Annotated in this window: 8 protein-coding genes; 6 read left to right on the top strand and 2 right to left on the bottom strand. The window is 48.9% G+C overall.

The window, feature by feature from the left end:
* Nucleotides 1–53: 53 nt before the first annotated feature.
* The 3 genes from Q0Z71_RS09035 (at nt 54) to Q0Z71_RS09045 (ending at nt 3,667) form a co-directional block, all read left to right on the top strand.
* The gene (locus Q0Z71_RS09035; RefSeq protein ID WP_298021209.1) at nt 54–1,274 is read left to right on the top strand and encodes a lactate racemase domain-containing protein; all 1,221 of its coding nucleotides are present in this window, start codon (nt 54–56) and stop codon (nt 1,272–1,274) included.
* Between the two features lie 155 nt (nt 1,275–1,429).
* Complete coding sequence (locus tag Q0Z71_RS09040) at nt 1,430–2,422, top strand: 2-hydroxyacid dehydrogenase (protein WP_298021212.1); 993 nt, start codon at nt 1,430–1,432, stop codon at nt 2,420–2,422.
* Between the two features lie 699 nt (nt 2,423–3,121).
* Complete coding sequence (locus Q0Z71_RS09045; RefSeq protein ID WP_298021215.1) at nt 3,122–3,667, top strand: TetR/AcrR family transcriptional regulator C-terminal domain-containing protein; 546 nt, start codon at nt 3,122–3,124, stop codon at nt 3,665–3,667.
* Between the two features lie 413 nt (nt 3,668–4,080).
* On the opposite strand, the gene Q0Z71_RS09050 is transcribed toward Q0Z71_RS09045, so the two are convergent.
* Together Q0Z71_RS09050 and Q0Z71_RS09055 are read right to left on the bottom strand one after the other, a co-directional pair.
* Nucleotides 4,081–5,277: a mandelate racemase/muconate lactonizing enzyme family protein gene (locus Q0Z71_RS09050; protein ID WP_298021218.1), complete on the bottom strand. Its 1,197-nt coding sequence runs from the start codon at nt 5,275–5,277 to the stop codon at nt 4,081–4,083.
* Nucleotides 5,278–5,298: 21 nt separating this feature from the next.
* A complete protein-coding gene (locus tag Q0Z71_RS09055) occupies nt 5,299–6,663 on the bottom strand; it encodes a Na+/H+ antiporter NhaC family protein (RefSeq protein ID WP_298021222.1) in 1,365 nt (454 codons plus the stop codon).
* A gap of 232 nt (nt 6,664–6,895) precedes the next feature.
* On the opposite strand from Q0Z71_RS09055, the gene Q0Z71_RS09060 reads away from it, so the two are divergent.
* The 3 genes from Q0Z71_RS09060 to Q0Z71_RS09070 all read left to right on the top strand — a co-directional run.
* The gene (locus Q0Z71_RS09060) at nt 6,896–7,816 is read left to right on the top strand and encodes a LysR family transcriptional regulator (protein ID WP_298021225.1); all 921 of its coding nucleotides are present in this window, start codon (nt 6,896–6,898) and stop codon (nt 7,814–7,816) included.
* Between the two features lie 114 nt (nt 7,817–7,930).
* On the top strand, nt 7,931–8,986 hold the full coding sequence (locus Q0Z71_RS09065; RefSeq protein ID WP_298021228.1) for an iron-containing alcohol dehydrogenase: 1,056 nt from the start codon (nt 7,931–7,933) through the stop codon (nt 8,984–8,986).
* A 142-nt stretch (nt 8,987–9,128) separates the two neighbouring features.
* Nucleotides 9,129–9,329 (top strand): hypothetical protein (locus Q0Z71_RS09070; RefSeq protein ID WP_298021231.1); only part of this gene is annotated, 201 nt, incomplete at its 3' end.

Below are 9,329 nucleotides of genomic sequence, written 5' to 3' on the forward strand. Positions count from 1 at the left end.
GGCGAAGAATATGTAGTTATCAGAAGCAGATATATTACATGGAGGAGGATATTATGAATCTGTTTAAATTATGGCAAACTGAGTGGAATCCCACAATTAAAACTCCTATAGAAATCCAACTACCTGAAAGTTGGAGTGTTGAGTTCCGGGATTTTCCGGCGGATTCCTGGCCAGAGATGACGCCTTCTCAGATGAGGGAGGCCATTCAGCATCCTATTGGTGGTCGTACTATCCGAGAAATGGCACAGACTGGTCATGAAGCTTGTATTGTTGTGGATGATTTGAGCCGAGGGACCCAGGCTGGCAAAATTGCGAAAATCGTCCTGGAAGAATTAGAAGTCGGCGGAATTACAAAAGAACATACCCGTTTTGTGTGCGCTCTCGGCACCCATGCTCCTCATACCCGTGCACACTTAGTGGCAAAGTTAGGCAAGGAGATTGTAGAAAACTACATGGTCTACAACCATAACTGCTTTGATTCTTGCGTAAATATCGGGACAAATAGTAAAGGTGATCCGGTAGAGGTCAACATGGAGTTTATGTCTTGTGATATCAAAATTGGTATCGGAGCCTGCACTCCCCATGTCATGAATGGCTATGGCGGTGGAGGAAAACTTCTCTTTCCCGGAATTGCTTCTATAAAAACTACTGCTCTAAATCACTCACGTCGAGAATGGTTGCCGATTGGAACACTTGAAAAATGCGGTATGCGACAGGATATTGAAGAAATGACGCACATGGTCGGTGAGTTTTTTAAAATCGATGCCGTCATTAACTCCAAGACAGATACAGTAGCCTTGTTTGCCGGCGATCCTATCCAGGAATATTATGAGGCAATTAAGGTGGTTTGTGATGCGAATGCCTGGGAACCGATTGACGAAGAAAAGGACGTTGTTATTGTAAATGCGAATGCAAAATACAACGAATGCTCTCTTGCGGTTTACATGGCACAGCCTGCTGTGAAGGTTGGCGGTGACATCGTTATGGTTAATTTCTGCCCTGATGGACAAGTGATACACTATCTAGCCGGATCCTTTACTCATAGTAAAGGCAGCGCTGGACCTAACGAAAAAGGCAAATCCTATAAGGCAGGCAGGATTATTTACTACACTCCGTATCCTGATATGTATAGTACTACATGGTTCGATGAACCCAATAAGGTTATCTTTGCCAAAACGTGGGAAGAAATATTGACCCTTCTGGGTAATCACGGTGAACAAACTACAGCGGCTGTATTGACTGATGGTAGCATTGGCTATTTCAAGAGGAACTAGCATATTTGATCCTTGACTCAATTCACTTAAATCAATTGCTACGACAGACGGATGAACAATCATTTCCGCATTACAGCTCCAGATATAAGATAGCAAGAAACATATTAGATGATAAGATTCCAACCAACTTATCGTAATGTAGAGGAGAGACATTGATGAAAGTCATGGTATTGAGCATGAAAGCTTGGTATGATCATTTTGCGCCGAAAGAGTCCCCATCCTATCAGAATGCGGAACTGATTTTTTGCGACATGGCATCATCTGAAGAGGACTTGCTGGCTGCTTGTGGAGATGCTGATGCGCTATTTGTAACACCGATGAGTTGGGTGAGAGAGAGCCTGATTTCCAGAATGCCCAACCTAAAAATTATCCAGAGTGAAGGTGTAGGATTTGACCGTATTGACCTCGATTCCGCAAAAAAGCGAGACATTTACGTATGTAATAGTGCCGGATGCAATGCAGGACAAGTGGCGGAGTTATCGGTAACACTGATGTCTATGTTACTACGACGTACGCTATGGGGCAATAGAATGGTTCGTGCAGGTTGCCTAGGTGATGCTATGCAGATGCTAGAGAGAAACGTTCCTCGGGATCTCAGCTCCGTGTCGGTAGGCCTAGTGGGCTTCGGCAACATTGGTCAAGCTACAGCAAAGCGGCTACGTATTAATGGAAGTCAGGTGTTTTATTACTGTCGGCACCGGAAGCCCTTGGAGGTTGAGCAACACTTTGGCGTAAAATATCTGTTGCTGGAAGATTTAACGGCCCAGTGCGACATTATTAGTTTACATCTGCCTGCTACGGCAGAAAGTACTCACATGGTCAACCGAGATTTTTTGTTCCGGATGAAACCAGAGAGTTATCTGATAAATACAGCCCGGGGAGCCATAGTTGATAATGATGCATTGTGTGAGGCTATACGATCAGGTCATCTAGCGGGAGCAGCTTTAGATACCTATGCACCAGAGCCGGTATCAGCAAACCACCCCCTGCTAAAACTAGCTGCAGAATTTCCAGACTCCCTTATTCTGTGCCCCCATCAGGCAGGAATCACAGTATCCTCTTTCCGTAATGTGTATCAGATGTTGTTTGAGAATCTAGAACTGCTAATGGAAGAGCAAAGACCCAAACGAATTGTAAATGGGCTTTGAAATCAGCGAAAGAAGAACGTGGTGTTTGTATAACAGGCACGCAAGTTGACAAGACGCAAATCGCTGTTTATATAATCTAATCTATATGGCATTATTCTTTGTTATCCTCCGTCTTGTTTATATTGTTCTTCTAGATTTGGTGAAAGGGAACTTCCTCAAAAAATCCGTTCTATGTTCCTTTTAAATAAAAATCTTCTCTTTGCCACAAATACTCTTACTGAGTTGACAGAAATTGCTCCATTGATTACACAGAAGTCAATCGCATAACCGCTTCCCAGTCTTCTGCTTAATCTTTGTATATTGCGGCTTAAAATTTGAGGTGCTGGCCTGCTTCCTCTTTTCTCCACGATAAACTTTCTTCAAAAAATGGAACCGTGCAGTAACCGCCTGACCCACAACCTGACCCACGATAGGAAAAATCCGGACGGAGAGAATGGAACAGACAGGATACGGGTGAGCCTGGATTTGGAGTAAAAAATCCCAAACGGAGGCGAAAGCGTCCTTTGGATTTCCCGACGGATATTCGGGACCAAGAGGCCGTGGGTTCAAATCCCGCCACTCGGACCATGGGTGAGTCCTTTGAGGACTCGCCCTTTTATTTTATAGTCAGAAGCAAAAACTCATGGAGTCACTTCTCGACAAGCATTAGGCTTTTATGATATAATTTTCTGTGACAATATGGTATAAGGTGGAAACCTTATGCTGGTTAATGTCAAACGTAAAATCGTGGATATGTTTTGGGCGCTGACGAAAAAACAAGCCATTGATGATATCACAGTGAAAGATCTGGTGGACGCCTGCTCTATCTCCCGCCAGACTTTTTATTATCACTTTCAGGACTTGGAGGACGTGGTGGAGTGGTCCCTGCGCCAGAATCTGGAGCGTTTAATCTATCAGGAAGAACATTTTGTCTCTGTGCTGGATGCGCTTCGCCTCCTGATGTCATTTTTGCTGGAACAAAGGGAGCTGCTGCGCAAACTGCTGACCTCTCACCGCTACCGGCAGATAGAGGAAGTTCTGGTCGATACCGTCCGCACCTATCTGGAGGATATGGTGGAGAGCCGTGGTATGTTTCAAGACGTCCGGCGCTCTGATCTGCGCATGGCGTTGGATTTCTACACATATGCCATTGTAGGCGTGCTGATTGAACGAAGCCGGCAGCCAAAGCAGTTAGATGCCGATATTGCGTCAGAACAAGTCTACCGTTTGATGCGGGGAGAACTTCTCCCTAGAGACGAGTTGTGATGAGCGCGGCAGCCAATCTCCTCTGATATTCATACCTTTTTCGATTATAAAACCGCCGATGTGTAAGAAGCCTTACACATCGGCGATTTTGTCAATACAGACGATTTCTTTTGTTCTAGCGGTTTGTATTCAGTTTTGATATAAAGTCTACGGAAAACAAGAAAGGAGTCCGCCATGGATCTGGAACAGGGTATGTTTGCGATCAAGCTGAACCAGACAAGCCCGTAAAAGAGCATCTCATGTGGTGGGAGAAATGATCAGAAAGTCCTTCTCTTTGATATGGTGTAGCAGACTGTGGGGTGGATTTTCTGGAGGGTAGACACATTAAAAATTTTGGTCTGTTCTTTGCAGATATTGATGCAAACCATATCCATACAGATTCGCAAGCCGTACTCCGCTGGCATTTGTTATGTTTACTTGACCGTATATGCTAAGGTTTTCGCCATCGTCTCCTCCGTGACCTCCTGTCCGATTCCCGACAATTCCGGGACAACCAGATTTCCGTCTCCATCCGGCAGATAGTCATACACGCAAGTATCCCGCAGACCCTGCTTGATGCCGTAGGAATGCTGCTCATGGATCAGGAAGTTGGGAATCGCCGTCTCCACATGGAGCGCCGCCGCCTGGGAGATGGGGCCGCCGCAAACATGTACTTGGACCTTCACGTCGTAGGTATCCGCCATATCACAGATTTTTTTTGTTTCGGAAATGCCGCCGCAAAGGCACACGTCGGGCTGAATAATGCTCAGGGAACGGTTCTCGAAGAAGGGACGGTACCCCAGGCGGGTATAGATGCGCTCACCGGAGGCCACGGGAATCTTGATCTTGTCCCGGATCTCCCGCATGGACACCGCGTTGAGCGGATGGACAGGTTCCTCATAATACATGATATTCAGGTCGTCGATGTAGTTCGCTAGCTGGATTGCTGTGCTGGTATCCGTGAAGGAGTGCAGTTCAATGATGATATCCAGGTCCTCACTGAGGGCACGGATGGCCTCTAAGCGGGCACGGACCAGCTTCAAGACATTGCTGGGAAGCTGGCCCCGGAGCCGCCAGTCGGCATCCTGCTTCGTGCGCTGCCAGTTGCCGTTGGCGGCTACACCGACAGGATCCACCTTCACGGCGGTGTAACCCTGGGCCATCGCCTTTTTCGCCGCCTCCGCGTATTGCTCGGGCGTTACCATGTTGCGGTCCTCCAGATCCCAATCGAACTGGATCTGACTGGCGTAAGCCCGGAGCTTTTCGTTGGTCTTGCCGCCCAGCATCTGGTATACGGGCACATTATAGTATTTTCCCTTAATGTCCCAGAGAGCGATGTCGATGGCACTCATACCAGCATTGATGACCGTACCGCCCCCCATACCCCAGAAGGTGGTGCGGAACAGTTTTTCACGAATCGCCTCGCTGTTCAGCGGGTCCATCCCGATGATGAGCTGACCGAAATCCTTCACGATGGCTACGCCCGCATAGTGTGCGTTACCATAGGCCAAACCCACTTCGCCGAAACCGCTAATTCCGGCATCCGTGTTCATGCGGATACAGATGGGCGCACAGTCCTCATAGTTGAGGCACTTTGCGAAATCGAATACATCAATGCTTGTAATCTTCATAATATTTCCTCCTAGATTAATTTAGACTTCCGCAGTTTCTTCACCATCGGTGTAGAGATTGATGCCTTCTTTTTCCTCCTTGGTTTTGAGAAGCCCAAATTGAATTGTAATAATCGTTGCAACAGCCAGGAGCATGGGGTAGTAGGAAGCGGAAACCACCTTAAATGGTGAGAGTCCTGTTAAAGTAATGCAGAGCATCAACTGGCCTCCATGCGGGATAAAGCTCTGAAATACGCAGGAGGAAATGTCCAGCAGGCTTGCCACGCGCTTGGGCGCAATGTTGTAAATCCTTGCAAACCGCATCGCCAACGGCGCGCTAACCAGGATACCCATTGTGTTGTTCCCCATCGACATATCGACTAGACCGCAAAGAAGGCTCATGCCATACTCGGCCCCCCTCCTGGAGTGGATATGACCATTCATTTTTTCCACCAGCCAGTCAATGCCGCCGTATTCCTTGGCAATGCCTGTTAATCCGCGAAGAATAATTGTCACAATAATAATGCTCAACATCCCGCTAATACCATCGGTAATGGCTTGGGAGAAGCCCACGAAAGTCAAGCTCCCGGTAGCGAATCCAATGACACCGCACACGATTACACCCATCAGCAGGACCAACACCACATTCATGCCCAGAAGGGCCGTAACCAGCACTACGACATAGGGGATAATTTTGATAAGGTCATATTCATAATTTCCCATCAGTTCTCCGCCAGCGCCCACCAGGCAATAGACAACCACAGATATCAGGGCAGCGGGCAGGGCAATGAGGAAGTTCATCTTGAATTTGTCCCGCATCTCGCAGCCGGCTCCCCGGGTGGCGGCGATGGTAGTATCTGAGATAACAGACAGGTTGTCGCCAAACATGGCTCCGCCCAGCACAGCGGCAATGGCAATGGCAGTGGAGAGCTGCGCTTCCTCCGCAATGCCCAGCGCAATGGGACCAATGGCAGCGATAGTTCCCATAGAGGTACCCATGGCAGTAGCCAGTACAGCGGAGATGATGAAGATGCCAGCGAAAGCGAACTGACGGGGGATAATGGACAAGCCGAAATTCACGGCGGCGTCCATTCCGCCCATTGCTTTTGCCGTTCCAGAGAAGGCACCCGCCAGCGCAAAAATCAGAATCATCAGCATGACGCCCTGCTCACCACAGTGTTTGGCTACCAAGTCCACGTTCTCCTCAATTTTTTGTCGACTCCCGCTAATGACAAGCACCGCAACCAGACCACACATAACGGCAAATTCACGGGAGATCTGCTTAAAGGGGTTTTCCGTCCCCATGATGGAAAATATAAGTCCTGCACCTAAATAAACTGCTAGGAACGTCAGCAGAGGGATAAATGCCACGGCCCCTAAATCTTTTCTCTCGGAAAGGTTTTTCATAGCTCCTCACTTTCTCTCACTAAAAAACAGATGTTGTTGACTTTTGGGAAACAGTTCGTTATCTTTTGTAATAGGCCTATTAATAAAGATTTTGATTTCTAGCTTTAATTTATCAAGTATTTTACGAAAGAACAATTACGAAAAAAGAATCCCCATCCATAACCGGCAAAAATATAAACAATATCTGCGGTATTTTTTTATCTATTATAACGAACGCAAGGAGGGATTTGCAGTGACGCTACAGCAAATACGATATGTCTTGGAGATTTCTCGCAGTGGAAGCATCAGCGGGGCGGCTCAGGCACTCTGCCTGACACAGCCCTACCTGAGCAACATTCTGCGGGACCTGGAGAACGAGCTCCATATCACGATTTTCACTCGCGACCGAAAAGGCGTCGCCTTAACGGATACCGGGAAAGAGTTTTTGCAATACGCGCGGCCCCTTTTAGACCAGGAAGAGCGTATCCTAGCGCTCTATACACATCATGTTGAACAGCCGGTCTTTCGGTTCTCAATCTCCACGCAGAGATATCCATTCATCGTCAAGGCGTTTTTCCAGTTTTTCGAGCGATATGATCCGCAGGTATTTGAGATACATGTGCGTGAGACCAGCATGGACGCGGTAATCCGGGATGTACACGAAAAGCAAAGCGATGTAGGGATTATTTTCCTCTCTACGGCTACCGAGTCTTTCATCCAAAAGTATCTGACGCTCCGGAATTTAGAGTTCAATGAACTCATAACCATTGACCCCTGCGTATTTTTTAGCAGGAACCACCCCATGGCCATTCATGACGAGATTGATCTGAACGCCATGGCGCAGTATCCGTTTGCCTCCTTTGAGACGGTCACGTCAGTCCCCATCGACTTTTCCGAGGAGGCCCTGCTGTTGAACCTGACCGCCATCAAAAAGCGGATCTATGTGGTTGACCGGGGCACCATGATTAATACCTTGACACATACGGATGCATTTTCAATCGGCACTGGGATATTGTCCGAGGGCTTTGCCGGGCCGGAATTGGTCAGTCGGCCTATCAGAGGGCATAAAAAAGAGATCCATCTGGGGTGGATCCAGCGGGCGAATGATAAGGTCTCAGATGAGGTAGCAGCGTTTATCCAGGAGGTCAAGAGGCTGCTGGTGAGCAAACAGTAGCTTTTTGCGTTAAAATTATTGTTCACCTGTGCAGCGATATTGACTTATTCCAATTAGCAGGTCGAGTTCCGACCCGCAACCTGACCCACGACAGGAAAAATCCGAGCGGAGACAATGGAGCAGGCAGGATGCAGGTCCGACCAATTCTGGGAAAAAGGCATCAAACGGAGTATTTTGACGAAAGCAGGACTGTCTGTAACGGAATTGTCCGGTGTGGAGCCCAATCCGCGCATTGAATCCGTGCGCAAGGGCGTCGCGCTGTGCCATACCCATAAGATCGATATGGTCCTGGCGGTCGGCGGCGGCTCCACCATCGACTGTGCCAAGGTCATTGCGGCAGGGGCCTGCTATGACGGCGATGCCTGGGACCTGGTTTTGGATGGACGCAAGATCAAAGCGGCGCTTCCCATCTATTCCGTTCTAACGCTGGCCGCCACTGGCTCTGAGATGGATTCCTTTGCCGTTATTTCTGATCTGAGCAAGCACGAAAAATGGGGCACCGGGGCGCAGGCTTTAAAGCCCCGCATGTCCATTCTGAATCCGGAGTATACCTTTTCTGTCTCCCAAAAGCAGACCAGCGCCGGTACCGCCGACATCATGAGCCACACGCTGGAAAATTATTTCACCCCGGTGCGGAGCGCCTATGTGCAGGCCAGAATGTGCGAGGCGCTTCTCAAGACGCTGATCCACTATGGTCCTGTCGCTCTGGAACACCCTGACGACTACGAGGCCCGGGCAAACCTGATGTGGGTATCCAGCCTGGCCATCAACGGTCTGGTGAGCAGCGGCGCGGATGTGACTTGGTGCGTGCATCCCATGGAGCATGAGCTGTCCGCCTTCTACGACATCACCCATGGCGAAGGGCTGGCGATCCTGACGCCGTTCTGGATGGATTTTGCCCTGCGGGAAGAGACTGCCTGGAAATTCGCGGAGTATGGCCGCAACGTCTTTGGCCTGACTGGAGATGTCGACATGGCAATTGGCCGTGAGGCCATTGCCGCGACCCGCGCATTCTTCCGGCAAATGAAGCTGCCTGCCACACTGCATGAGGTCGGGATCGACGGCACGCATTTTGATATGATGGCACAGAAGGCCGCTGACGGCTGTAAGGGCAGTTTTGTTCCGCTCAGTGCCGAGGATATCAAGTCCATCTTCACCGCCGCTCTGTAAGGTTTCCAGAAAGTTGGCCTGTCCCTGACCCTGAATAGTGCTTTGCCCGGCAAAATCCTCCAAAATCTATGATTTTGGAGGATTTTTCTCTATATACCGCTCTCCGCTGCTGTTGAGCGCAGGGCATCATCCCAGAAGGAATTTGGTCTTACAGCCCGCTGTTGAACAAGCTCCGTTCTGCCGCACCGCTTTAAAAAAGGTCATAAAAATAGCGCTATCCTCTTGGATAGCGCTATTTTTCAACCCATGTAAAGGTTTCTTACTTTGCAGCCTTGGCGGCCTTGATGGCCTCGATCAGCAGCGGGGTGACCTTGAACAGGTCGCCGCAGATGCCGTAGTCGGC

Origin of the sequence: uncultured Dysosmobacter sp. (assembly GCF_947631635.1) — a bacterium.
Classification (GTDB): Bacteria; Bacillota; Clostridia; order Oscillospirales; family Oscillospiraceae; genus Oscillibacter.